We start from the raw sequence: 23,226 nt of genomic DNA on the forward strand, positions 1-23,226 counted from the left end.
ATGTCAGGACTGCCGTTCGTGCCAGTGCTGAGCCATGTTTATCAGGGAATGATGATGCCTGACCATAACGAGCGCCTGATGGCGGCGAACGCGTCTGCTTTCGTCGCGGGCTACATGTCCGGATTCGGGAATGAGTTTGCAACAGAGGCAGTTGCGGGTGCGCTGCCTGCAGGATGCAATTCACCACAACGTGCCCCTCACGGACTTTTTGCCGAGCAGTTTTCTACGACCGCGTTCACGGTGCCGCGCAGCAACGCTCGTCGCACCTGGTTTTATCGCATCCGTCCGTCTGCCGCACAGGGCAAGTTCGAACGGTTAGCCCATTCAGGAATCGATGCAGGCTATGCGCCGCCTTCGCCGAACCGGATTCGTTGGGATCCGCAACCGAGCCGGGCGGGACTCGATTTTATCGACAGCCTGCTACCACTTGCTGCCACACCCGGCGCGCCCGGAACAGGTGTAAGCGCCTGGCGGTATTGTGCAGACCGGCCGATGGAGCGCACGTTTTACACCGCCGACGGCGAATTGCTGTTCGTGCCGTTCGAAGGCAAGGCCAGCATCTTTACCGAATGCGGCAAGCTCGAAATTGCCCCTGGCGAAATCTGCGTAGTGCCACGCGGCATGAAGTTTCGGCTGACCCCGCTGGACGGCAGGGCCAGCGGTTATCTGTGCGAGAACCATGGCGAAGCCTTCCGTTTGCCAGACCTTGGGCCGATCGGTTCAAACTGCCTTGCCAACCCGCGCGATTTCCTGACGCCGGTAGCCGCGTTCGAAGACGTTGAAGGCCCCCACACTCTCGTCGCCAAGCACAGTGGCAGTCTGTGGCAAGCGCCGCTGGGGCATGGCCCGCTCGACGTTGTGGCGTGGCATGGCAACAGTGTGCCTTACAAGTACGATCTGTTCCGCTTCAACGCGATCGGAACTATCAGCTACGATCATCCCGACCCCTCGATCTATACGGTGCTTTCATCGCCATCGCCGGTACCGGGTGTCGCAAACATGGATTTCGTCATTTTTCCGCCGCGATGGCTGGTGGCGGAAAATACCTTCCGCCCGCCATGGTATCACCGCAACCTGATGAGCGAACTGATGGGGCTCGTCGTCGGGGTTTATGATGCAAAAGCGGATGGCTTCGTACCCGGCGGGGCATCCTTGCATTCGCGGTTCAGCGCGCACGGGCCGGACGCTGCCACGACTGACCGCGCCGAAAACGCGGTACTGGCACCTCACAAACTGGAAGGAACGATGGCATTCATGTTTGAAACCCACGATGTCTTCCGGGCGAGTGTGCATCCCGAAGTCGCGCTGACGGAGCAAGCCGATTACGATTCATGCTGGGACGGAATTGCCGCAAGGTTCGGGCGTGAGGCCGGCCAATGATCGACCATACGCATGCGGCCACCGCAAGCAGCTGGGTTCCAGGCGCTGACGCCCACACCGATTTCCCGATCCAGAATCTGCCGCTCGGCATTTTTTCGCCCGGCGACGGCGTCCGGCGTCTGGGCGTGGCAATCGGCGATCATATTCTTGATCTGGCGGCGGTGGCCCAGCATTTTCCGGCAGAAACTGTGGCCCTGGTGGTTGGCCAGCAGACTCTCAATCCTCTGTTCAGCGCGCCTTCGGCATTGCGAGTAGCGCTGCGGCACGCCATCTTTGGTCTGTTGTCAGATGGCGCGTTTCAGCCGAGCGTTGCCCCGTCTTTGCACAAAGCCGCTGATTGTGTCGTGCACATGCCGATGGCGGTGCGCGATTACACGGATTTTTATGCAGGCATTCATCATGCCCGCAGCGTCGGTTCACTGCTCCGGCCGGATAATCCTCTCCTGCCGAACTACAAGTACATCCCCGTTGGCTATCACGGGCGTGCTTCGTCGATCAGGCCAACCGGCACGGCCGTTGTGCGCCCGAACGGACAAATCCGTCCAAAGCATGATGAAGCCCCGGCCGTCGGCCCGACCATGCGGCTCGATTATGAGGTTGAAATTGGCCTGTGGGCGGCGGGGCAATCCGAATTGGGGAAGCCCATTCCCATCTCCGAGGCGGCACAGCATATCGGTGGCTTGTGCCTGCTGAACGATTGGTCTGCGCGCGACATCCAGGCTTGGGAGTACCAGCCTCTGGGGCCGTTCCTGGGCAAGAATTTTGCGACGACAATATCGCCGTGGGTGATCACGACCGAAGCGCTGGCGCCATTCCGGACCGGCCTGGCATCGCGGTCCGAAGGTGATCCGGCTCCCCTGCCCTACCTTGACGATGCCGAAGATGCAGCGAACGGCTTGTTCAATGTTTTCATTGAGGTGGCAATTCTGTCGCCCGCGATGAAGGCCCGTGGAGATCGTCCACACGTGGTCGGGCGCACATACTTGCGGCACCTCTATTGGACGCCTGCACAAATGGTCGCCCATCATACGATCAATGGCTGCGATCTGGCGGCCGGAGACCTGCTGGGAACAGGCACGATCTCGGGACCGGGCAAGTCGTCACGTGGCAGCCTGATGGAACTCACCCTGGGCGGAAAGTGCACATTCGAGCTGCCCTGTGGCGGCAAGCGCACCTTTCTTGAAGATGGCGACGAGGTTGTGCTGACAGGCTATGCCGAAACCGGCAATTATCGGCGCATCGGCTTTGGAACATGCCGCGCTGAAATTCAGCCTGCTCCGAAGATCTGACGGTCAGCCGTCATCTTCGGAGGCGGTCCGCGGAGGCGGAAGGTCGCTGGCAATCCAGTCGATGATGCCGCGAACCTGCCCCGTCATTTGCACGCCGGCGGACGTCAGGGCATAATTCACTCTCGGCAGGGCGGCTTCGGTCACATGGCGCTCGATGACCTGAAGCCGCTCCAGCCCGCGTAGCTTCAGGGTGAGGATGCGCTGGGAAATCCGCTCGCTCGGGAACATGGCGTCTAGCGTTCGCCGCAATTCTGCATGACGCATCGGTCCGGTGTTCAGAACCAGCAAGATCAGAATCGCCCACTTGTCACCAAGCAGGCCAAACACGGCGCGCACATGATCGTGCAACCCAGCGCCGCCATGGCGGATTTCGTCGGCGAGCCGGTCCAGTGCAGCCTGCTGTTCGTCATGCATAGGTCTTCAGGCCTCGCCAGCCAAGCATGCTCCATCATGCTTCCCGCACCGGGAGAATAGGAACAAACTTGTACCTTCTTGTTCACTTCAAATAACGATCCTATGCGTATCGCAATAGGCAAGATTCTCGGGAGATGGATATGTACGGTGCTTTAAGCATGCAAGGCAAGGTCGCGATCATCACAGGTGGCGCGGGCGGCATCGGCCAGGCAACTGCGGACCTCATCATCAAGCGCGGTGGCAAGGCGGTCATTGCGGACGTCAATCTGGAAAGCGCCGTTGCGGTAGCCGAACGCTATGGCGAAGCCGCGCTCGCAATCGAGCTGGACCTTTCTGACGAAGAATCGATCCGCGCGATGATCGCAGCGGTTGTCAGCCATTACGGCCAGATCGACGTGCTTCACAACAACGCCGCCGCCACTGGCGCCGACATCGTTGCTGCCGATGGCGCCGTAGGAGATATGCCGACGTGGGTCTGGGATCGCCTGTTCACGGTCAACTGCCGCGGCACGATGATCGCCACGCGCGAAGCTTTGCCGCACCTGATCAAGACCAAGGGTTCCATCGTCAACACTGTCTCGGGCCTCGGCCTTCAGGGGCACATCCGCTCGGCAGCATACGGGGCGACGAAAGCTGCAATCATCCAGCTTACGCGTTCGATCGCCACCGCCTATGGCCGTGATGGCGTGCGTTGCAATGCCGTGGCGCCGGGCCTTGTCCTCACCGAGACAGTCGCTCGCGATTTTCCGACCAAATGGCGCAAGCTGGTCGAAGACGAAACGCTTCGCGACCGGGCCGGTGCGCCAGAAGACATCGCAGAGGCAGTAGCTTTCCTCGCGTCGGATGCTGCTCGCAACATCACTGGCCAGACGCTGGCTTCGGATGGCGGCGTCTCTGTCCATATACCTGGTTTTGCCGCGTACACCGCCGCCTTCGCCGAACTGGCGGCGGGCTGAGCCACCTCTCTGAAACAGGAGGATGTCATGATTGCGCATCACAACCCGGACAGCAGCGCTGAAGGCCGCTGGGCCATTGACCGAAGGCAGGTCTTGCGCCTTTCCGCTATGGGCTTGGCGGCACCTGTCACTCTCGCAGCGCCGGCCTTGGCGCGCGCGGCCTCGCAGCCTTCCCCGGCTCTGCTGGCGGTGGCGGACAAGCGATTTCCGGCCAGTCTGGCATTCGCAGGCGCCATCCGTCCGCATGTAGGGGACGTTCACGATGTAGCCGCCGGGTTGACCGCAATCTGGCGCGACGTTCTGGTTCCGCATTGGGCGATCCCGGGTTCGGTCGTGTGCGGCCTCACAACGCCGGCGGTGTGGAACGGCTTACGCGAGCAGGCGCGCAGCGCCGGACGGAGAGCTTTCCGCTACACCGCGCATGATGACCATCATGGTGCGTGCGGCATGGACCAGGAAGTACGGCAGCTGGTGATTGCGGCTTATGCACGCACGGCACCTTCCGGCGCGAAACCTGCCCTTTCAACACCGTTCGAAGGCATCGCGCCTGCAACCGGGCTTCGCGCACCTGCTGCAGTCGATCGCCTTCCCGCCCTCATTTCGTGGATCATCAGGTAAACGCTATGAAGACACCTCCCGGAATCTCGCCGTCGGTATTTGCAAACGCGCTCACGGAGTTTGTCGCTGTTGTCGGCAAAGAGTGGGTTTTCAGCAGTGATGAAGATGTCGCCCTGTATCGCGACGCCTACTCACCGCTCCAGGGAACCGACGAAGACCGCTGGGCCTCGGCTGCCGTTGCGCCTGCATCAGCTGAAGAAGTGCAGGCCATCGTCAAGATCGCAAACCGCCGCCAGATTCCGCTTTACGCGATATCGACCGGCAAAAATCTTGGCTATGGAGGTTCTGCCCCGAACTACAGCGGAAGCGTTGTCGTCGATCTCAAGCGGATGAACCGGATCATCGAGGTCAACGAAAGCAACTGCTTCGCGATTGTCGAGCCGGGTGTAAGCTATTTCGATCTATACAACTACATTCAGGAACGCAAGCTCAACGTCTGGCTTGACGTGCCCGATCCCGGCTGGGGTAGCCTGGTCGGCAATGCGCTGGACCACGGGGTTGGCCACACGGCGTCGCGTTTTCGCAATCATTTCGATGCGCACTGCGGCATGGAAGTCGTTCTGGCCAACGGCGAAATGCTCCGGACCGGCATGGGGGCAATGCCGAATTCGAAAACGTGGGCGCAGTACAAGATGGGCTTCGGTCCGATTCTGGACGGGCTGTTCTCTCAGTCGAACATGGGCATTGTCACCAAGATGGGCTTCTGGCTCATGCCGAAGCCCGAAGCGTTCATGCACGCAGTCGTGATGGCTCCGCGCTATGACGATCTCCATCCGCTGGTCGAGACGCTGAAATATGTCGAAAACCTGTCCATAGCGCCGGGACCGCCTGAACTCGGGAGTCCGCTTCTGGGTGCCGGCGGAGAAACAAAATCGCTGGTCGACATGTTTTACAACGGCCCTCCGAAGATGGACAAGCAGCAAATGGATCTGGTTGCAGTGTCCAAGCTCGGATTCTCCTCAGCGCTGCAACAATACGGGCTGGACAACGGTATTCCGTACTGGTCGCTCAACCTGACGTTCTATGGCCCGGCAAAGGTCATCGCGGCGCAGTGGGAAGCCGTGCAGGACATTGCCAATGCTGCAATCAAGGGCGCAAAGTTCAGCAATGGTGCAATCCTGACTGACGCTCAGGATGCTGCATCCAAGCAGTTGATCTATCCGCAAAATGTCGGCGTGCCCAACCTCGAGTTCTTTGCCTTTGGTTCACGGGCAGGCGGAAACCCGCAACCTGCAAACGGTCACATGTGGTTCTCGCCGGTAATCCCGCAAACGGCAGAGGGCATCTTCGAGGCGAACAGGGTGTTCGATGAAGCGACGCGGACCATTCCGCTGCTTCAAAACTTGCCGATGTTCAACCTGCGCCCATTTTCTCTGCCATCGCCGTTCCATGAGCGGGCATTTCTGTTCATTCTGGGCTTCCCCATTCTGGACGACCCTGCAGTAAACAAATCCATCATCAGCGCATTCCGCGAACTTATCCGGATCGGCGCTGAGCACGGCTGGGGAGAGTATCGTACCCCGTCGATATTCCAGGACCAGGTGATGGGCACGTATTCGTTCAATGACAACATGCTGCGACGGGTAAACGAGACGATAAAGGATGCGCTTGATCCCAACGGCATCCTTTCGCCCGGCAGGTATGGCATCTGGCCAAAGGGAATGCGAGGAGCTGCGAAATGAAAATGTCCGCAATACTGCTCAGCGCTGCAGTGCTCGCAGCCGCCGGCGCATCGGCAGCCATCGGAGCGACCCGTGACAAGGCATCGCGCCCGGACGGAGCATCGCCTTCCGGCGCTGCAGTTTTCGAACGCTGGTGCACTGCGTGCCACGGGCGCGGTCCGCGCTATCCGGGCACGGCCTCGCTTGCAGCAAAATATGGCAAGGACATGCCTGCCGCGCTTCAGGACCGCAAGGATCTGACGCCAGAGGTTGTCACCTACTTTGTCCGTAACGGTGTTTCTGTCATGCCCTTGTTCCGCAAGACCGAGATCACCGACAGTGAGCTGGCGGCCCTGGGCAGCTATCTCGCACAAAAGAAAGCCAAATAGCCGGCGCACTCCCCGGCAGTCATATTTTTGGTGTACGGGTGCTAAATCTGATCTGTGATCAACCGCAATTTGATCGGCCGCGCTGTGACAGTGCGGCCGATTTTTTTGGGTAGCCGGCACGGCGGGGTGGCCCGTTAAGGGATAAATTAGATTGACAACGATACGTTTCGTCTAGTAACTAAGTGCAGTAATTAAGATCGGGGTGCAAAGCACACCCGCATACAGGGAGAGGGAGCGACATGCGTTTGCGTGCACTTAGCAAGCTATCGACAGCAATCGTGCTGGTTACGACATCGGCGACAGCCTTTGCTGCGGACCAGGCCGAGCAGCCAGAAGCCGGCGGTTCGGCTTCGAGTCTCGAGGAAATCGTGGTCACGGCGCAACGTCGCGCTGAAAACCTGCAGAAGGCCGCCATTGCGATCACTGCCGTGTCTGCCGACACGCTGACTCGCGCGGCTGTTACCGATACAACCGCCCTCACCCGCGTTGCTCCTGCGCTGCAGATCGGCACCCTGTCCGGTCCGACCACCCAGTTCTATGTTCGCGGCGTCGGCAAGTTTACGGCCAACTCACTCACGGACTCGGCAGTCTCGGTCAATCTGGACGGTGTGCCACTGGCGCGCGACGGAGCAATCCAGGGCCTTTTCTACGATCTTGAGCGCGTCGAAGTCCTCAAGGGGCCGCAGGGCACCCTTTATGGCCGCAATGCCACTGGCGGGGCGATCAACCTTATATCGGTGAAGCCGCGCATCGGCGAATTGAGCGGTTACCTCAACGCCGAATATGGCAATTACGACGCTGTGCGCGTCAGCGGGGCGGTCAATGCGCCGCTGGGTGAAAACACCGCAATTCGCGTCGCCTCGACCTTCTCCAACCGTGACGGCTATTACACCGACGGAACCGGTGATGATCGTCTTCGCGCGGTCCGCGTCCAGTTGACCACGGCTGCTACCGAAGACCTGAAGCTCACAGTCGGCGGTGACTTCTCGCATGTTGGTGGCAAGGGCCCCGGCGCCACAGTTCAGGGCCTGGACCGCGACAAGTACATCGGAATGTACGATCCCCGCGCTGGCGCTGTGATTTCGACGAAATTCGCACCGCTGTCGGGCAGCTTCCTCACCCCGATCACCGGCAGGCCCTACAGCGACAACACCTACTGGGGCCTGTATGCCCAAGCTGACCTTAATGTCGGCGATGGCACACTGACTGTCATTCCCGCATACCGCGAAGCAAAGCTGCGGTATGAAAGCGCGGGCAGCTCGTTCCCGATCCTGGGCAACCTGGATGCGAAGCAGACTTCAATCGAAGCTCGCTATGCATCGGACAGCGACAAACCGCTGAGCTACATCCTGGGCGGCTTTTTCCTGGCAGAACGGCCAACTGAAACTCCGGCTTTCAACCAGCAGGTGTTCAGCGCATACGGCACGTTCAAGTCCAAGACTGACAGCTACGCAGGCTTTGTTCGCGTTACCTACAAGTTGAGCGATACGCTTCGCCTGTCCGGCGGCGTGCGCTACACCGTCGACAAGAAGTCAGCGTACCTCGATGCCTATAACATCGTCGTCATCTGCCCATCGTTCCTTGCCGGCGGCCCTGCCTGCATCGGAACTCCGCCGCTGCCAAACGTTGCGACCGTTCCGTCGCAATTCGTCCTGCCAAACGGCGATGCGATCCCGGTCCAGCTTTGGGGAACGTCTGGCGCGATCGTGACCAACACGCGCGCGATCAACACGCCCAAGCGGACTTTCAAAAAGGCGACTTACCGCGTCGGGTTTGAATATGACGCCGCCCCGCAATCGCTGATCTACGGCGGGTACGAAACCGGCTTCAAGTCAGGCGGATTTTTCAACTCGCTCGACAATCCGGTTTATCAGCCCGAGACGATTGACGCGTTCACTCTGGGTTCGAAGAACCGGTTCCTCGATAATCGCCTGCAACTCAACCTCGAGTTGTTCTGGTGGACGTACAAGAACCAGCAGGTATCCCACTTCCGCCAGAATTCTGTGGGCGGCAGCGAATTTGTTACCGAGAACATCGGCAAGACCCGTTTGCGTGGGTTCGAGATCGAAAGCCGTGCGCTCATCGCTTCCGGAACGACGCTTTCGGCAACCGTGCAATATCTCGACAGCCGCAATCTGGACTATGTCTACAACAATCCCATCCAGTCCGGCCCGCCAAACACCGGCTGTCCTGTGTCTGTGTCGGGCGCTGCATTCATCGTGAACTGCAACGGTCGCCGCGCTGTCAACGCGCCGGTCTGGTCGGTAAATGGCGGGATCGAACAAGTTATCGATCTTGGCAATTCCGGCACGATCACGCTGAACGCGGATGGTCGCTATCAGTCCTCGACGTTCACTGGCTTCGAACAGCTTCCCGCTATGCGCGAGCCTGAAAACCTGATTATCGACCTGCAGGCTCAGTATGCACTGCCGGGCGGTCACTTCACTATTGCCGGCTATGTCAACAATCTGACTGACAAAGCCGTTAGTGGTTTCTCGACACCGCACCCGTTCTCGGGTTCGTATATCATCCAGAACCTCCGTCCTCCGCGCACCTACGGCGTGCGGATGGGATACAAGTTCTGATAAACGACAACTTTGGATTGGAAGGCGCGCCCCACAAGGCGCGCCTTTTTTTATCACTCTTTCTGAGAAAGAGTGGCTGAGCAGGGCGCGGGATCTGTTCCCGGCACACCAGAAATACAGTTGCGCCCGGACAGAGCAATGACCGTCACCCACCACAGCAACGCTCGCTGTCATTGACCCAAGAAATTTGAACCCGCTGGTCTTGTTTCAGACCAAGCCGTGCCGGTGCCTTGCATAGCTGAGCTGGCATGTGCCGATTGCCCAAACGAAGCGCGGCAGCATCTGTCCGGCATGCGTGCATGGCGCGGCGTCTTGCCGGAAACTGGTTGGTTTGTCGTGCAAGCTGGCCACAGCCTTCTCACACACGCCGCCGCTATGGGTTTCGAGCTTGCGGGAATTCTGACAACCGAAGCACAGCCGTGCGGCTTGAGGCCGCTTGGCACACCGCAGCCGCAAGGGCACTGCCCCGAGATCAAAAGTTTACGGCAATCGGACGCCGCAAGCGGGCGTCACGTTTGGGGTCCGTTAACCGTCAGACCTGCTCTTGCGCAATGGCCTTGGCCAATACACGCCGCGCGCGCACCGAACCTTCATCCATGGGCAAGAGCGCCGGGCCCATTTCAAAGAAATCACGTCCGGCCATGCGCTGCTGTACGGCCTTGATCATCGGCTCGTCTTCATGTTCGAAAGCGTTGGCAAGCCCCGCATGAAGCATCGCATCAAGTTGAGGTGCCACGATGTTACGATCACGTGCAACGCACCAGAAATAGTGGGTGGATGTTCCAGTTTCCGGCGTCAGAAGGTGAGTTTGCGGTAAAAGGACAAGCCGCCCGTCGCCTTCGTCCAGCACCTTTGCGCCAGTCTCGAGCATCAGATTGGCCGGCGCCTGCCAATGCGAGTTGGCAAATCCGTCAATCCGTTGAACGCCAGGCCCAAGCACAAGTTCGAACAGAGGTGTGTTGGGCTGGTCTGGCATGATGTGGTATGCCGAGACCCGATTATCGACTTGTTCAGCGCGGTACCTGATCGCAGTCGCCGTCCCTTCGGGCATGATGAAGGGGTGGAGGAATTCTGCATGACTGAGGTCGAGAAGATTGTCAGTCACCAGCTCGTAGTTCGCGTCAACCTTGAGGTATCCGCGCAAAACCGTGTTTTCCGGTGCAGAAAGAAAGTCGTAACTGGGGGGGGCAATCTGGTCGGCTTTTGACGGATTGCCCATCCATATCCACACGATGCCGTCTTGCTGCCGCACGGGATAATTGCGCAATTGAAGCGCCGCCGGGCGCGCGCCTTTGCCGTGAGGGTTATGGATGCAGCTCCCGGCAGAATCGAAGACCATGCCGTGATACGGACACGTCAAGGTGCCAACCGCTATTCGGCCCATGCTCAGCGGAGCAAACCGGTGCGGGCACATATCGGAAAGTGCGCTTGTCCCGCCGTTGCCGTCATCAATGATAACGACCGGCTGGTCCAGAATGGTTCTTGCTATCGGCCCCGCCGCCAATTCTTCCGCAAACCCAGCAGCGTACCAAGCATTGCACAGAAAAGGCATGACATTACTCCTGCAAAGGGGGGCACTTCTACCGCGCGGCAGTCCGGCCACCGGCGTGCTGCAAATCGCGCAACATAGTGCGCAAGCCGAGTGGGGTTGCGGCCAGGGCGATGGCTGCCGCAATCAATGCTTTCGCGCCCAAGGCCGGCCACCACGCAATTGCATTGTCCCCCAATGCTTGGAGGACTGCCGCTGAACCCGGTCCGACCACAACCATCGAAACGAGACCTGCTGCAATGCTGCGCCGGATAATGGTGAAGGCAGTCACGCCCTTCCCGATTGACGGGCACACCTCCAAGGCGGCCAGTCCGCCGGTTTGGGCGCGGCTTCGCGTTATGAAGCCCGGAAGGATGGTGCAGATCAGACCGGTAAAAAAGGCCTGGGGGAAGCAGTCGAACACGAACGCTCCTGCTCCCCACACTGGCACCGGTCCGGCCATGCCAAACGTCACATGGAACAGGATGACGGTAACCGCCACTGAACCGATCATACTGAACAGTGTTTCAGTGCGGATATAGCGGTCGATCTGCGTCGTCATCCGAATTTGCCATCCTGTCCGGTGTAACGCCGGGCGTTCATCGTTGATGCAAGCTTGCAGGGAGTTGGCCGGCCATCAGCACTGGTCGTAGCGCAGTCCCTTGCAGCGTTCGAAAACCGATCGCAGTGACTCAGGCTCTTGCCCCATGATCATGCGGGCGTGGTCTGTCAGCATTGCCTGATAGCCTTGTGCCAACGCGCAGTCGGCAGACACCAGTTCGTCGCTTGCCCACATATGCCCGTCGGCGGACATCGGCATATCGGGATCGTATGTGCGCGGATATCCGATGGAGTCGAAGAAGGCGAGACGCTCATCCGGCGTCACCGGGAGATACTTCATCGGCTGGCCGTGAACATCCGCCGCCATCGCTGCGATTTCGTGCAGGGTAAACCGTTCCGGCCCCGTCACTTCATAGACTGCACCGGCGTGTTTTTCGGCATTGCTCAGGCACTGTGCAGTGCACCGCACCACATCAAGCTTCGACACAGGCGACAGCTTGCCATTACCGGCTGCCATATTGAACTCGCCGAATGGCAGAGCGGCGTGGATCACATAGTTCGTGACGATTTCAGCATAAAGTGAATTACGCAAGATCACCACACCGAGGCCGGACGCCCTGAGATCCTGTTCAGTCGCGTAATGGTCTTTGGCAGACAGTGCCGGGTTGTTGGGATGAACCCCCAGCACCGAGGTATAGACAATATGCCGGATGCCAGCAGCCTTTGCCGCCTCGATCGCGTTTCGGTGTTCCTCTACGCGCCGGCCCAGATTGAGGCCGCTGATCAGCAGCAATGTGTCACCGCCTGCGTAAGCGGCATCGAGCGACGCCCGATCCTGATAATCGCCAAACTTCACCGCAACCGTCGGGCTGGCGAGATGCTCAAGTTTGGCTGGAGAGCGGGTGACCAGCGTCAATTCGCGGTCAGGCTGCTCGTTCAACAACGCTTTGGTCACTCGGCCACCAAGGTCGCCAGAAGCTCCGCTGATAACGATCTTGCCCATGTACACGCATCCTTCCTCTTTATTTTCTGAACCTGCTATTCCCGCATGCCCGGTCGTGCCGTTTCCCGTCCGGCCAACCGCCTGCGCCGATGCTATCGGGCCTGAATCTCGCTGCGGTCCGCCGCCACGACTTCGACAATCTCAGGCCGCCGACATCATGCGCGCGAGCCTGTCGACGAAGAACGGCGCTGGCTTCATGATCAGCGTCCGCTGGCGCACGATAATCTGACGGACCTCCTGCCAGTAAGCCTGGAACTCCTGATCTGCCCTCATTTTTTCGCGGTTTGCTTCGCGCCCATCAAGGCTGTCATGGCCCCACAGGTGGATGACCTCATTCAGGTCACCAACCTCGCTGGCATAATAGCCCAGCATATTGGGCAGGTACCGCGCCTGGGCAGCCATCCCCTTTGTTTCGTACAACGAGAAATATTGCGCGATGCATCCGGGCTTCAGGGTGTAGATGCGCTGCTCAACGTACATTTTCTGATCTTTCGAAGAGACACCGAGAACAGCCGTACCTCCCGGGTCTGCCCATCATCGCGGGAGCATGGCCGGCAAAAAGCCGGGTCAGGACTGGCGAGACCACTTGGTATTGTAGTCAAAGTACCAACCGGCTGTGACGCCAGCATGGTCGAATTCACCCGGCACCCAATTGTCGTCTGCCTGATCCATGTCGGCGCCAAGCTCGAACGCACCACCCATTGGCGACTTAAAATACCAGTACCAATTGGAACCAAGTTCGAACCGGCCCGGTCCGCGGGCTGTTTCAAACCCTGCCTTTTGCAGTTTATGACCGCCCGCAAAGACGTCCTGCGCATCGCCGAACGTGAATTCGGCGTGCTGGAAGCTGGGAGGGGTATCGTCGAAGGGGCGCATGAGGAACAGGCTGTGATGGTCCGAATGACCTTGGGCCCGTGCAAAAACCCCCATATTGTCGCGGAAGGAATCGGTGATCCGGAAACCAAGCCGGTCGCGATAGAACTTGATCGACTCCTTGGGATCATTCGTCCAGTAGACAACGTGACCCAGTTGGCGCGCCGGACTGTGCTCTTCAAAGTTCACGCGCTGGTTGAAACGCTCCATCTTGTGACCGGGAACATTGCGGATGTAACCGGGCGCTTCGTAGGTACGGCGCTGCGACACGCGGAAAAACAATGCGTTATTGTCGTCGTCCACCGATTGTAGAACGCCGTCCGCCCATTTGACCTGCCGGTCACGGGCCAGTTCGTCCGCCAGCGCGTCGAGGTCAGCCTGACCTTTTACGCCCCAGACCGAAGCGCGCAGGGTCGGGCCTCGAACGTTGGCAAGGGGCAGTGACGGATCGTCCAGCAGGCGCAATTCGACACCGCTCCCGTCAAGCGCCTCGAAAGACGCACCACGCGCACCATGTTCAAGCTCGGAGAGGCCATAAAGTTTGAGAAACAGGCGCGACGCTTCGAGGTCGTCGACACCCATAACCAGGCTTTCCGGTCCGGTGATATTCATGTCCATCCATCTCCCGCAGAGCCTGCATGCAGAGCCAGAACGCTTGCTGCACAGCGGCCCCGATCATTTGCCGCACCATAACCGAAACGAGTCGTATCGTAAATAGCAATCAGTTGGCTGCATCACGACTTTCTGTCAGCGCCATTTTCACTGCCTGGGGTACCGGCATGCCGTGTTCGAGAATAAGCGTGCGGATGCGTTGTTCGATCACGCCAGCCAGTTGCGCCTTTTCTATCGCGCTGCCTACAACGTCTGCAGGAATGGCAATGACGCCATCGTCGTCGACGACGATCCAGTCACCCGGCAATACGCTGACCCCGCCCAGAATGATTGGCTGCATGGCCAGTCCCGGGATATGGCGGCGCAGATTTACCGGCGTCAGTCCTTTTGCCACGAACGTGGCGGGCATTTTCGATATGGCTTCCCGATCGCGCGCGAAACCGTCAATCACTGCCCCGGACAGACCGCGTTTGACAATGTTTGCTGCAAGCAATTCACCAAGATAAGCGGTGTTTCCCGGTCCGAGAATGCACAGGAAGTCGCCCTCGGCAGCGCACTCGATCGCTTCGAAAACGGGAAGTAGCGAACCTTCGGCGCAACTGGCCGTAACTGCACGCCCGGCTCTCGTGCCAGCACCGCTGTAGCGCACAAACCCGGGCGCAGCCACGCCCGCTCCGCCGACCGCGTCGGAAAGCATGGCGGTAGACAGCGCCTGCAACTTCTCTCTTGTCACGATGTCCGTCGAGTCCATTGCAATCGCCGCTGCTGCTTCCGAGAAAATGGATATACGATCCCTAGCGTATCGTATCAAGTGTGCTCCGCATCAATCAGGTGTGGCGGCCCGATCAATTCCGTCGTCAATGGTTTCGCGCGCCATCCACCGGTCGACGATCCTGCGTGCGGCAACACCGGCCGCGTCGGCCTTTACGCTGCGTTCGCCGCGCGACCCACGGCGCGGCTGGCGGCTGGAAAGGGCCTGCACCTTGGACAAAATTTCCTCGTCTTCGCGGAAACCACGCATGAGTATTTGTGCAAAGTGATCCATCGCGGCCGCATCGTTGGCAAAATCCCGCGCTGCTACGAAGAAGTAGAGCATATTGCCGGCATCCACGGGTGTGGTCAGGTGCGCAAAGAAAGTTTGCCCGCCAGGAACGTCGGGCTGGTCGGGATCAAAGAAGACAGTGCCGCTCTCATGCGCAGCCGGGGACAGAAAAGTTCCAAAGCCATGCCGGTTCCACGGCATGCCAGGCGCAAGGCCAAGGGACATCGCGTAGCCTGCAGCAAGCGGGCTGCGAACGAAATCCTGAGTATAAGTCACCCTGTCGCCGTCGACGGTGACTTCGGGCGGATTAACCCAGTCCATGATGCCGAAACTGGCCGCATGCACATAGCCGAGGTGCGTCAGGTCCAGCACATTTTCCTTAAGCAAAAGGTAGTTGGCCGCAATCGGCATCACGCCCTTGCGCATGACGAACGCCGGATCGGTCGTCCAGTCCATCTGCGGCGGCGGAGGCACCTGGTCGATCCTTTGCTGGTCTCCCAGATAAATCCAGACGATCGGACCGATTTCGCGCACCGGATAACTTTCAACCCGGATCGGTGGCGGAGATGCCATTGACGGCACATGAACGCAGCGTCCTCCGGGTCCGAAGCGGAACCCGTGATAAGGGCATTCTATGACATCGCCTTCCACTTTGCCCGCCGACAGCGGCGCCTGCCGGTGTGGGCAGCGATCCTCGAGCGCGATGACTTCTCCTGTTGCGCCACGATAGAGCACGACCGGAGTATCAAGCAGCCACCGCGCCAGAGGCTCCTGACCGACTTCGTCAGCAAGGGCGGCCACCCACCAGCAGTTCAAAGGGTAATTCCGGCCGCCCTGCGGCGGCGGGGCCAACTGGCCCTGTGCTTTGGATGATGACAACGCTCATACTCCCGGTGTTCGCATTGCGAGGCCGTCCGGGCTTTGTCGGATCCTCCCCGCAAACGTAGACTTACATTGTTATCCTTCGTCAGTAGATGTACATCGGTGGCGATGCAACCGGTAAAGAATACGTTGCGCGGACGATCGGAGATGCGATGCCTGCCCCCGCCAAGCTAAGCCTTGACGCAATACTGGACGAAGCGATTGAACTCCTTCGCACCGAGGGGCTGGACGCTGTCACGATGCGCCAGCTGGCAGAGCGGCTGGGGGTGGAGGCGCCTTCGCTCTATCGACATACCGGGCCCAAAACCCGGCTGATTTCCGCAATGACATTGCGCCTCTTCCGCAGGCAACTTGACGAAGTGGGCGAGAGCGATTCGTGGCGCAATTGGCTGGACAGCTTCGGCAGGAAATTGTGGAGTACGCAGGCGGCAATCCCGGATTGCGCCCGTCTAGTGCTCAGCACAGACTTCACTGACCCGGAACTCAAGGTGATGACCCAATGGGCGGCGTCGGCGCTTTGCAATCATGGTATCGAACCCGACCGGGCATTGGCCATGACACTGTCCGTCCAGGCTTTTGTACTGGGCCTCAGCGGCTTGGCCGACGGACCGAACGCAGCCCAGCTTCGGCAGACTCTGTCCTTTGGTTCGATATTCGACACCACTCTTGGCGTGTTGATAGACGGGTGGGCGACCCGAATAGCGCAAGACCCGGCGGCAAGCTGTTGACCTGCCCGTCAGGCGGCATAAGGATACGAATCGTTTCGTAATATCGGCAAGCCCGAATCCACCGCACTGCCAAGGAATTCATCTGATGACGCGCGCCCGCATTCTTCTCATTGCCGGATCCACTCGCGACGGTTCGTTCAACCAGTCGCTGGTGAGCGCCGCCACCCGGAAATTCAACGCTGCCGGCGCGGATGCGTTGCCATTATCTTTGCAAGATTACGACATGCCGCTTTGTGATGCAGGCGTTTCAGAGCGCGGCATTCCGGATGCGGTGACCGCGTTGCATGCTCTTTTCGCCGCGCACGACGGGATCTTCCTGGCGACGCCGGAATACAACTCCTTCCCCAGTCCTTTGCTCCTGAACATGATCGACTGGCTTTCGCGTGTACGCCATTACGAAGGCGGCATGATCGAAGCGTTCGAACGCTCGGTCTTCGGGATAGGTGCAGCTTCGCCCAGCCCGATCGGTGGCTATCGGGCGCTGATGATGCTGCGCCAGAAGCTGGCGCTCGGCGTCGGCGCTACTGTTGTACCCGCAATGATCGCAGTGTCTGCAGCCTATCAGGCATTTGATGCAGAGGGCAATCTGGCGAACGAACAGGACGCGCAAAACCTCGACAAGGTGGTCCACCAACTGCTTGAAGCCGTCCGCCAGCGGGCTTGAACCATCAGGGGCCAGACACTTTAGAAAGATGAGGTGAGCTCTCGCCCGCATCCGCGCTGCGCATCTGGCGCAAGCGGGCGTTGAGATTTCTGAGGTTGCATTCAAGGCGGTCGAGCAGTGTGATCGTGGCGGCCTCGTCCATGCCCGCCACGATTTCGGCATAGACCGGCGTGACTGACTGCATGGTCCGCGCAAATCGGCTGCGCCCCTCATCGGTCAATCGGGCCAGGAGCAGTCTGGAATCCATGTCGTGGCGGTCCAGCTGCACAAGTTGCATGTCTGCCAGCAGTTTGATGCGGCGACTTATCCATGCCTTGTCGACGAACAGGTTGCGGCTGATCTCGCTGATCGACAGCCCCTCATGTTCGGCCAGAAGTCCGAGAATCCGAAGCTCGGTCGAACCGATGAAAGTCCCGTCATCGAGGATCAGTCTGGCGCAATCCTCAAGCAGGTCGGATGCGGTGCGCACGCGCACCGGTATCTGCCCATCATAGCGCGAGCGCTGCTGCCCTTTTGCCGCCTGATCACCGACTGGTTCCTTGCTGCCTGCCACGCCGTTTCCCTTCGAATTGCAGCTGCGGAAAATCTACATCAATTGCAACCCATCTGTTGTCTTGACAACGGTATTGATTGCGATACGTTACGTTTCAATTGATGGCTTAACTGCTAGGGGGTGCGATGTCATCTCGAACAGGCAAAAGGGGAAACACGATGATGAAGGATGCGGCAAAGGCAACCGTAGCAATTCCCGAATTCCCGAAGAGCCCATATGAATTCTCCGGTCTGGAAGAGTGTCACGCGCATTATGCGACCATGCGTCAATGCCCGGTCCACCATACCGAAGCGCTCGGCGGGTTCTATTCGATCGTTCGCTACCCTGATGTGAAAGCTGCCGGGCTGGACGGCAAATCGTTTTCCTCCGCCACCAAAGGCGTTCTCCTCCCCGCAGACCCGGACTCGCCACGGCTATGGGCGCTGGAACAGGAAGGGCGTGACCATATGGCGGCCAAGCGGCTGTATATGGAGGCCTTCGCTCCGGCGCGGCTCAAAGCGCTGGAACCCCGGCTGACCGAAATCGCTAACGGGCTGATCGATGTTTTTGCGGGGCGCGGATCGTGTGATCTTGTCGAAGACTACGCGCACCCGCTGCCCGTGCTGGGGGTCTGCGCCGCCATTGGCGTCGCGGGTGTTTCTGTAGACAAGATCCGCAAGGTTTCCGGGGATTTTGGCAAAGACCCGTCCCGGCGGCGGGAAGTGATCGCCGAACTTGGCGGACTGGTGATGGGCGAGCTTATGGAGCGCCGCGCCAATCCAAAAGACGACTACCTTACGCGCGTTGCCAATGCGGAACTTAACGGGCGCAGAATGGATGAAGCCGACCTTGCCATGTTCATGGTCGGCTTCTTCACTGCAGGCCATGAAACGACGTCGTCCACGCTCAGCTCGCTGCTGTTTCATACCATGCAGCGGCCCGATCTTTGCAAGCGGATGATGAGCGACGATACCCTGTTGGCAGCAGCGATCGAGGAAACCGTTCGGCTTAACCCACCATTCCAGGCGTTCCACCGTACCACCACTACTGATGTCGAGGTCAGCGGGGCGGTCATTCCGACTGACTCCACAGTGCGCCTTTGCTACGGCGCAGCAAATCGTGACCCGGTCGTGTTCGACCAGCCGGACCGTTTTGATCCTGAGCGACAGACGCCTGGCCATCTGGGCTTCGGCGTGGGCCGCCATGTGTGCGCAGGCGCTCCGCTTGCCCGGCTTGAGATTAAGACGGCCTTCCGTACGCTTCTTGCGCGATTGCCCGATATCGTGCTGACCCAAGACAAACTGGAATACAGCTTTTCGGATGGTGTTTTTGCCGCACCATTGCACTGTCATGCCTCCTTCACTCCCGCTTCTCCGGTTTAGAGCGGCCTTCGACCACTTTGAATCGATCGGGGGATTCCTCTTGGGGCTGATCTGATTCAGAATTCCTGCGGGAGATGGAGGCTGGTATGAATGGGTCACCCGCTCTCGACGGATTTGCGGACGCGGCTTCTGACGGCGGTTGACGATGGGTTGAGTTGCAGCGCGGCTTGGCGTTGCGCCCTCGACAGCGATCCGGTGGGGAAATGGCGGCGCCGGAAAACGGGTAGCTTTGCGTCCGTGGCTCAAGGCAGTGTCGACCGGTCGCTCCGGGTTGAGGAGCGAGCGGAAGGTGTTTTGGCACTTTGGCGCGCGCAAGGGCATCTCGATTGAAGAACTGCGCGCTGCTCTGGCCGAGATGGGCCTGGCGAGTTTCACCGCTTCTTCGGGCGTGGGGGCATGACGAGCAAAAGACGTATGGTCCGCCCCGTCTGCAAGGGGGATTCTGAAGTGCTCTGATCAGTCTGCGTCAGGGTATGCGATCTCATGGGTGAATGCGATCCGTGCCAGCTTGTTGGCCGGCACAACGACGATGGCATTGCGCTCGACTCCTCGCTCGATCATTCCTGTCAACCAGCGTCCCAACGGTTCTCGCTTCGCGCCAGCGACGGCAATGCCGCTCGGGCACCGTGGATGAGTCTCAATCGGCGTCCAATCGGGGGTCTGACTCAAATTCCGTGCAATTCGGGTCATGCTGGCGCCATAACTCTTGCCTTGAGCAGGTCGATTTTTGCGCGCCCGTACATCTGGCGCTTGATGGCCTTGAGGCGGTTGACCTTGCCTTCGACCTGACCGCTGGACCACGGCGTCGAGATCGCCGCGGCAACGGCATCCTTGTCGGCCTCGACCCCGGCGGCGAAGGCGGCGAGCTTTGTATCCGCCGCCATGGCGATCCACGGATCGAGCCGTGCCTTGTCCTTCGAGCGCATCATCGCATGGAAGCGATCGAGAGCCTCGCGTGCGGTGATCAGCGCGGGCACGGCCTTTTCGATGACCGCGTTGATCAGGGCTGTCTGTGCTGATCCGGTGTCGCGTTCGGTGGTCATGCTGCGCGCAATGGTCCGTGCACTCAGCCCCGCACCGCCCATGTGGCCGCGTTTCTCGTCGCGACGCCGGCGGGTCGCCCATTCGCTGACCACGCGTAACGAACCGCCAAAACCGGATGCCTTCAGCCGCCGCCACAATTCAGCGCCGACCCGGCAGCCCGCGTTCCATTCGGCGTCAAGGGTCAGCGACCAGGCATCAAGCGAACTCTGGCGCGTGCGGAAGGTGTCGTGACGCTGGCCGCGCAGGACCTTGCGGATGGTCTTGCGCGACACGCCGGTCGTGCGTGCCATGACCTTGATCGGCACCCGTTGCCCGGCCAGATCGATAATCTGGCGGTTGAGGGCCTCGCGCAATTGGTAGCCATCCCACTGGATACGCTCGGCACGGGTCAGGGTCGCCGGATCGACCGGCCCCGTCGGCGCCAGCGCGCGCCGCAAACATGGCATTTCCGAACGCACCGCCGCCAGAAATGCTGCCGAGGCGTTCTCGAACAGGTGCCAGCGGTCGGCGACCTGCTGCGCCTGCGGCGCCGCTTCGCTGGCGGCCGCGCCATAACCCGGACCACGGTCGCGGCAAATGATCTCAACCTGCGGGTTCTGGCGCAGCCAGGCGATGACCGTGTCGCGCTGGCGATCGGGCAGCAGGTCGATCACCTCGCGGCGTTCGAGATCGACGACGATGCTCCCATAGCTGTGGCCGCGGCGCCAGGCGAAGTCGTCGATGCCAACCACCCGCGCAGGTGGCAGCGGCACGGCGGCAGGGTCCCCGCGTCGCAGAACCCGCAGCATCGTGTCGCGCGACCAGGGCGCCGACAGACGCGCCATCATGCGCGAACCCGGCCTACCGCCCAGCGCGACCGCCACCGCACGCACCAGCGCGTCGCAACGACCCACCCTGCGGTCGTATCGCTGGCCAACTGGCGGCGCCAACGGTTCGTTGAATGTGCGCCGGGGGCAATGCGCGTGCGTGCAGCGGAACCGTCGAACCGACAATCGCAGTCTGACGGTGCTGCCACTGACCGGCAGATCCGTCAGCGTGCGCTCGTATCGACTGTGGAGCGACGTCGAGGGCATCGCGCAGTCAGGGCAGTTCGCCCCCGCCGCCGCCAAACGGCCCGACATCTCGACAATGCCGTCGATCACAGTCCGGCTTTCCACGATCAAACCCGGTAGCCGCAGGCTACTGTCCCATGCTTTCGACGCCATCAACGTGCGCTCCTCTCTGACCCTCACTGGAGTGGGCCGGACACAGCGTGGAAATGTCAAATCTGCACGGAATTTGAGTCAGACCCCCTTTTGCACGCCGGTCCACATCCCCGCGCCAATAACTCAGACCAGCGAGCGCAAGTTGACTGAAAGCATGGTGAACCAGAAAAACCTCTAGCACTGGCCATGCGCAGACGATATACGAAACGGCCCGTATCGTAAAAAGGTGTTTAGGGATGGCTGATTCTAGGACGAAATATGACGTAGTTATCGTTGGCATGGGGCCAGTCGGTGCCACTATCGCTTGCCTGCTCGGCCGCGAAGGTATCAAAGTCCGCGTCGTCGACCGCGAAGCCGCGATTTTCGACAAGCCGCGGGCAATCGTGCTTGATCACGAGGTGCTCCGCACCCTGCAATTCTGCCGCCTCCCACAGTCATTTTTCGACAGCGTCAGCCCGCATACCGGCACAGATTTTATTGGTCAGCAAGGACAGCTGATTAAACTATTTGACCCAAAGGCTCCGCCATTCGAAATGGGCTGGCCCCCAAATGTCATGTTCATCCAGCCCGAACTCGAACTTGCTCTCGCCCAAGCAATGGCCAGTAACCCTTTTATCACGACTGAAAGATGCTTCAATGTAACCGCTATCGATCAGGACGAATCAGGTGTGCGGGTAGAGGGGACCAATGCAGCCGGCAAACACGTATATACTGACGCCTCCTACCTGATTGGAGCAGATGGAGCGAACAGCATTGTCCGAAGTGCCGCCGGGCTGGAAGTTGAAGATCTGGATTTTGCAGAATGGTGGGTGGTCGTAGACGCTTGGCTTGTCGGCGAAGCACACCTGCCGGCAAAGACCACGCAGTTCTGCCAAACGAAACGTCCCGCAACTTACGTTGTCGGCCCTCGCAATCTGCGGCGATGGGAAATCAAACTTCTGCCAGGTGAAGATCCTGCCATTTTCCGCGATCCAGCCGCCGTCAATCGTTTGCTGGCAGACTTTGTCAATGTCAGCGCACTCGATATCTGGAGATCGGCAGTCTATCGCTTCCAGGCCGTTGTTGCGCAGCGTTGGCGAAATGAACGGCTCCTAATCGCTGGCGATGCGGCGCACACGATGCCGCCATTCCTCGCACAGGGCTTGTGCGCCGGGTTGCGCGATGCTGCCAATCTCAGTTGGAAGCTTGCCCAAGTTCTGCGGCGGGGCGCGGATCCGGCACTACTCGACACGTTCGAGCAGGAACGCAAGCCTCACGTCACGGAAATCGTGCGGCATGCCAAGAATTTCGGACTGATTATTGGCGAACTCGATCCCGATAAAGCAGCAGCGCGCGATGAACTGCTCGAGGGTCAGTTGCGAGATGGTTCAGCCCCAACCGTAAGGCAGGCATTTATCCCTAACCTCTCCGGTGGACTGCTCGACGATCACAGTGAGAAGGCAGGCAGTCCATTCATCCAGCCATTGATTGCATCCGATGACGGAGCCTACGTTCTGATGGATTCCGCAGTAGATGCAGAATTCGTTGTAATCGCACGGAGCGGATTGCTGTCAGCAATGCCGGATGAAGCTCTTTCCGCATGGGAAGGCATAGGCGGAAAGATTTTCACGCTGAACCACGAACCCACTGGTCAAGTCCGATTTGCGAGTATTTCAGAGAAAGGTAGCGAAATTTCAGATTGGTTGGATTTAGCAGGCTCAGAAGCAGTCATCGTCCGGCCAGACCGCTACGTCTATGGAACAGCAACCAACAGCACTTTCCTCGTTGATATGATGCTGGATATTGCAAAAAATATTAGCCGCAAGAAGGTTGATGCTTATCCGAGCGATGGGCGTTGGCAATGCCACTGAACCGGAGCTCATCGAGCGATGATAAGAC

General features: G+C 59.6%; 21 protein-coding genes and 1 pseudogene. 12 read left to right on the forward strand and 10 right to left on the reverse strand.

Annotation, left to right across the window (positions count from 1 at the left end):
* The first annotated feature begins 54 nt into the window (after nucleotides 1–54).
* Complete coding sequence (gene hmgA, locus RM192_RS19845) at nucleotides 55–1,380, forward strand: homogentisate 1,2-dioxygenase (protein WP_311509457.1); 1,326 nt, start codon at nucleotides 55–57, stop codon at nucleotides 1,378–1,380.
* The gene (gene fahA, locus RM192_RS19850) at nucleotides 1,377–2,669 is read left to right on the forward strand and encodes a fumarylacetoacetase (protein ID WP_311509458.1); all 1,293 of its coding nucleotides are present in this window, start codon (nucleotides 1,377–1,379) and stop codon (nucleotides 2,667–2,669) included. The genes hmgA and fahA overlap by 4 nt, the downstream gene beginning before the upstream one ends.
* Nucleotides 2,670–2,672: 3 nt before the next feature.
* Here fahA and RM192_RS19855 read toward each other — a convergent pair whose 3' ends face one another.
* A complete protein-coding gene (locus tag RM192_RS19855) occupies nucleotides 2,673–3,083 on the reverse strand; it encodes a helix-turn-helix domain-containing protein (protein ID WP_311509459.1) in 411 nt (136 codons plus the stop codon).
* 158 nt (nucleotides 3,084–3,241) lie between these two features.
* Here RM192_RS19855 and RM192_RS19860 point away from each other — a divergent pair, with 158 nt between their 5' ends.
* The 5 genes from RM192_RS19860 to RM192_RS19880 all read left to right on the forward strand — a co-directional run bounded on the left by RM192_RS19860 (nucleotide 3,242) and on the right by RM192_RS19880 (nucleotide 9,292).
* The gene (locus RM192_RS19860; RefSeq protein ID WP_311509462.1) at nucleotides 3,242–4,039 is read left to right on the forward strand and encodes an SDR family oxidoreductase; all 798 of its coding nucleotides are present in this window, start codon (nucleotides 3,242–3,244) and stop codon (nucleotides 4,037–4,039) included.
* 27 nt (nucleotides 4,040–4,066) lie between these two features.
* On the forward strand, nucleotides 4,067–4,657 hold the full coding sequence (locus RM192_RS19865) for a hypothetical protein (protein ID WP_311509464.1): 591 nt from the start codon (nucleotides 4,067–4,069) through the stop codon (nucleotides 4,655–4,657).
* A 5-nt stretch (nucleotides 4,658–4,662) separates the two neighbouring features.
* Nucleotides 4,663–6,339 (forward strand): FAD-binding oxidoreductase, encoded by a 1,677-nt coding sequence (locus RM192_RS19870; RefSeq protein WP_311509466.1) that lies wholly within the window; start codon nucleotides 4,663–4,665, stop codon nucleotides 6,337–6,339.
* Nucleotides 6,340–6,341: 2 nt separating this feature from the next.
* Nucleotides 6,342–6,707, forward strand: a complete 366-nt coding sequence (locus RM192_RS19875; protein ID WP_311509468.1) for a cytochrome c — start codon at nucleotides 6,342–6,344, stop codon at nucleotides 6,705–6,707.
* A 239-nt stretch (nucleotides 6,708–6,946) separates the two neighbouring features.
* Nucleotides 6,947–9,292, forward strand: a complete 2,346-nt coding sequence (locus RM192_RS19880; protein WP_311509470.1) for a TonB-dependent receptor domain-containing protein — start codon at nucleotides 6,947–6,949, stop codon at nucleotides 9,290–9,292.
* Nucleotides 9,293–9,824: 532 nt separating this feature from the next.
* Here RM192_RS19880 and RM192_RS19885 read toward each other — a convergent pair.
* The 7 genes from RM192_RS19885 to RM192_RS19915 all read right to left on the reverse strand — a co-directional run bounded on the left by RM192_RS19885 (nucleotide 9,825) and on the right by RM192_RS19915 (nucleotide 15,763).
* Nucleotides 9,825–10,844 carry an aromatic ring-hydroxylating dioxygenase subunit alpha gene (locus tag RM192_RS19885; RefSeq protein WP_311509471.1) on the reverse strand — a complete coding sequence of 340 codons (1,020 nt, stop codon included), beginning with the start codon at nucleotides 10,842–10,844 and terminating at the stop codon, nucleotides 9,825–9,827.
* Nucleotides 10,845–10,872: 28 nt separating this feature from the next.
* Complete coding sequence (locus RM192_RS19890; RefSeq protein WP_311509472.1) at nucleotides 10,873–11,382, reverse strand: hypothetical protein; 510 nt, start codon at nucleotides 11,380–11,382, stop codon at nucleotides 10,873–10,875.
* Between the two features lie 75 nt (nucleotides 11,383–11,457).
* Complete coding sequence (locus RM192_RS19895; RefSeq protein ID WP_311509474.1) at nucleotides 11,458–12,384, reverse strand: NAD(P)H-binding protein; 927 nt, start codon at nucleotides 12,382–12,384, stop codon at nucleotides 11,458–11,460.
* Between the two features lie 141 nt (nucleotides 12,385–12,525).
* A complete protein-coding gene (locus tag RM192_RS19900; protein ID WP_311509476.1) occupies nucleotides 12,526–12,864 on the reverse strand; it encodes an NIPSNAP family protein in 339 nt (112 codons plus the stop codon).
* Nucleotides 12,865–12,951: 87 nt separating this feature from the next.
* Entirely contained in the window at nucleotides 12,952–13,869 is a 918-nt protein-coding gene (locus RM192_RS19905) for a VOC family protein (protein ID WP_311509478.1), read from the reverse strand.
* 109 nt (nucleotides 13,870–13,978) lie between these two features.
* Nucleotides 13,979–14,602 (reverse strand): RraA family protein, encoded by a 624-nt coding sequence (locus RM192_RS19910; RefSeq protein ID WP_311509480.1) that lies wholly within the window; start codon nucleotides 14,600–14,602, stop codon nucleotides 13,979–13,981.
* Nucleotides 14,603–14,692: 90 nt separating this feature from the next.
* Nucleotides 14,693–15,763, reverse strand: coding sequence for an aromatic ring-hydroxylating dioxygenase subunit alpha (locus RM192_RS19915; RefSeq protein ID WP_311509481.1), 1,071 nt, complete (start codon nucleotides 15,761–15,763; stop codon nucleotides 14,693–14,695).
* Nucleotides 15,764–15,885: 122 nt separating this feature from the next.
* Here RM192_RS19915 and RM192_RS19920 point away from each other — a divergent pair, with 122 nt between their 5' ends.
* A complete protein-coding gene (locus RM192_RS19920) occupies nucleotides 15,886–16,521 on the forward strand; it encodes a TetR family transcriptional regulator (protein WP_311509482.1) in 636 nt (211 codons plus the stop codon).
* Nucleotides 16,522–16,606: 85 nt separating this feature from the next.
* Nucleotides 16,607–17,185, forward strand: coding sequence for an NAD(P)H-dependent oxidoreductase (locus RM192_RS19925; protein WP_311509483.1), 579 nt, complete (start codon nucleotides 16,607–16,609; stop codon nucleotides 17,183–17,185).
* Between the two features lie 4 nt (nucleotides 17,186–17,189).
* On the opposite strand, the gene RM192_RS19930 is transcribed toward RM192_RS19925, so the two are convergent.
* Nucleotides 17,190–17,738 carry a MarR family transcriptional regulator gene (locus RM192_RS19930; RefSeq protein WP_311509485.1) on the reverse strand — a complete coding sequence of 183 codons (549 nt, stop codon included), beginning with the start codon at nucleotides 17,736–17,738 and terminating at the stop codon, nucleotides 17,190–17,192.
* Nucleotides 17,739–17,896: 158 nt separating this feature from the next.
* Here RM192_RS19930 and RM192_RS19935 point away from each other — a divergent pair, with 158 nt between their 5' ends.
* Both RM192_RS19935 and RM192_RS19940 read left to right on the forward strand, forming a co-directional pair.
* On the forward strand, nucleotides 17,897–19,099 hold the full coding sequence (locus RM192_RS19935) for a cytochrome P450 (RefSeq protein WP_311509487.1): 1,203 nt from the start codon (nucleotides 17,897–17,899) through the stop codon (nucleotides 19,097–19,099).
* A gap of 90 nt (nucleotides 19,100–19,189) precedes the next feature.
* Nucleotides 19,190–19,552 (forward strand): annotated as a pseudogene (locus RM192_RS19940) (IS630 family transposase); the annotation flags it as partial.
* 233 nt (nucleotides 19,553–19,785) lie between these two features.
* Here the strand turns inward: RM192_RS19940 and RM192_RS19945 are convergent.
* Nucleotides 19,786–21,348 (reverse strand): ISL3 family transposase, encoded by a 1,563-nt coding sequence (locus RM192_RS19945; RefSeq protein ID WP_311509488.1) that lies wholly within the window; start codon nucleotides 21,346–21,348, stop codon nucleotides 19,786–19,788.
* A 236-nt stretch (nucleotides 21,349–21,584) separates the two neighbouring features.
* Here RM192_RS19945 and RM192_RS19950 point away from each other — a divergent pair, with 236 nt between their 5' ends.
* Nucleotides 21,585–23,198 (forward strand): bifunctional 3-(3-hydroxy-phenyl)propionate/3-hydroxycinnamic acid hydroxylase, encoded by a 1,614-nt coding sequence (locus tag RM192_RS19950; protein WP_311509489.1) that lies wholly within the window; start codon nucleotides 21,585–21,587, stop codon nucleotides 23,196–23,198.
* Nucleotides 23,199–23,226 lie beyond the last annotated feature (28 nt).

The sequence above is a fragment of the Novosphingobium sp. MMS21-SN21R genome (genome assembly GCF_031846015.1).
Lineage (GTDB): Bacteria > Pseudomonadota > Alphaproteobacteria > Sphingomonadales > Sphingomonadaceae > Novosphingobium.

Coding starts and splice junctions, on each gene's coding strand:
- RM192_RS19895 (WP_311509474.1), bottom strand. CDS start 12,384: ATGGGCAAGATCGTTATCAGCGGAGCTTCTGGCGACCTTGGTGGCCGA.
- RM192_RS19865 (WP_311509464.1), top strand. CDS start 4,067: ATGATTGCGCATCACAACCCGGACAGCAGCGCTGAAGGCCGCTGGGCC.
- RM192_RS19935 (WP_311509487.1), top strand. CDS start 17,897: ATGATGAAGGATGCGGCAAAGGCAACCGTAGCAATTCCCGAATTCCCG.
- hmgA (WP_311509457.1), top strand. CDS start 55: ATGCCTGACCATAACGAGCGCCTGATGGCGGCGAACGCGTCTGCTTTC.
- RM192_RS19855 (WP_311509459.1), bottom strand. CDS start 3,083: ATGCATGACGAACAGCAGGCTGCACTGGACCGGCTCGCCGACGAAATC.
- RM192_RS19880 (WP_311509470.1), top strand. CDS start 6,947: ATGCGTTTGCGTGCACTTAGCAAGCTATCGACAGCAATCGTGCTGGTT.
- RM192_RS19900 (WP_311509476.1), bottom strand. CDS start 12,864: ATGTACGTTGAGCAGCGCATCTACACCCTGAAGCCCGGATGCATCGCG.
- RM192_RS19950 (WP_311509489.1), top strand. CDS start 21,585: ATGGCTGATTCTAGGACGAAATATGACGTAGTTATCGTTGGCATGGGG.
- RM192_RS19920 (WP_311509482.1), top strand. CDS start 15,886: ATGTACATCGGTGGCGATGCAACCGGTAAAGAATACGTTGCGCGGACG.
- RM192_RS19890 (WP_311509472.1), bottom strand. CDS start 11,382: ATGACGACGCAGATCGACCGCTATATCCGCACTGAAACACTGTTCAGT.
- RM192_RS19875 (WP_311509468.1), top strand. CDS start 6,342: ATGTCCGCAATACTGCTCAGCGCTGCAGTGCTCGCAGCCGCCGGCGCA.
- RM192_RS19860 (WP_311509462.1), top strand. CDS start 3,242: ATGCAAGGCAAGGTCGCGATCATCACAGGTGGCGCGGGCGGCATCGGC.
- fahA (WP_311509458.1), top strand. CDS start 1,377: ATGATCGACCATACGCATGCGGCCACCGCAAGCAGCTGGGTTCCAGGC.
- RM192_RS19870 (WP_311509466.1), top strand. CDS start 4,663: ATGAAGACACCTCCCGGAATCTCGCCGTCGGTATTTGCAAACGCGCTC.
- RM192_RS19925 (WP_311509483.1), top strand. CDS start 16,607: ATGACGCGCGCCCGCATTCTTCTCATTGCCGGATCCACTCGCGACGGT.
- RM192_RS19885 (WP_311509471.1), bottom strand. CDS start 10,844: ATGCCTTTTCTGTGCAATGCTTGGTACGCTGCTGGGTTTGCGGAAGAA.
- RM192_RS19945 (WP_311509488.1), bottom strand. CDS start 21,348: ATGGCGTCGAAAGCATGGGACAGTAGCCTGCGGCTACCGGGTTTGATC.
- RM192_RS19905 (WP_311509478.1), bottom strand. CDS start 13,869: ATGAATATCACCGGACCGGAAAGCCTGGTTATGGGTGTCGACGACCTC.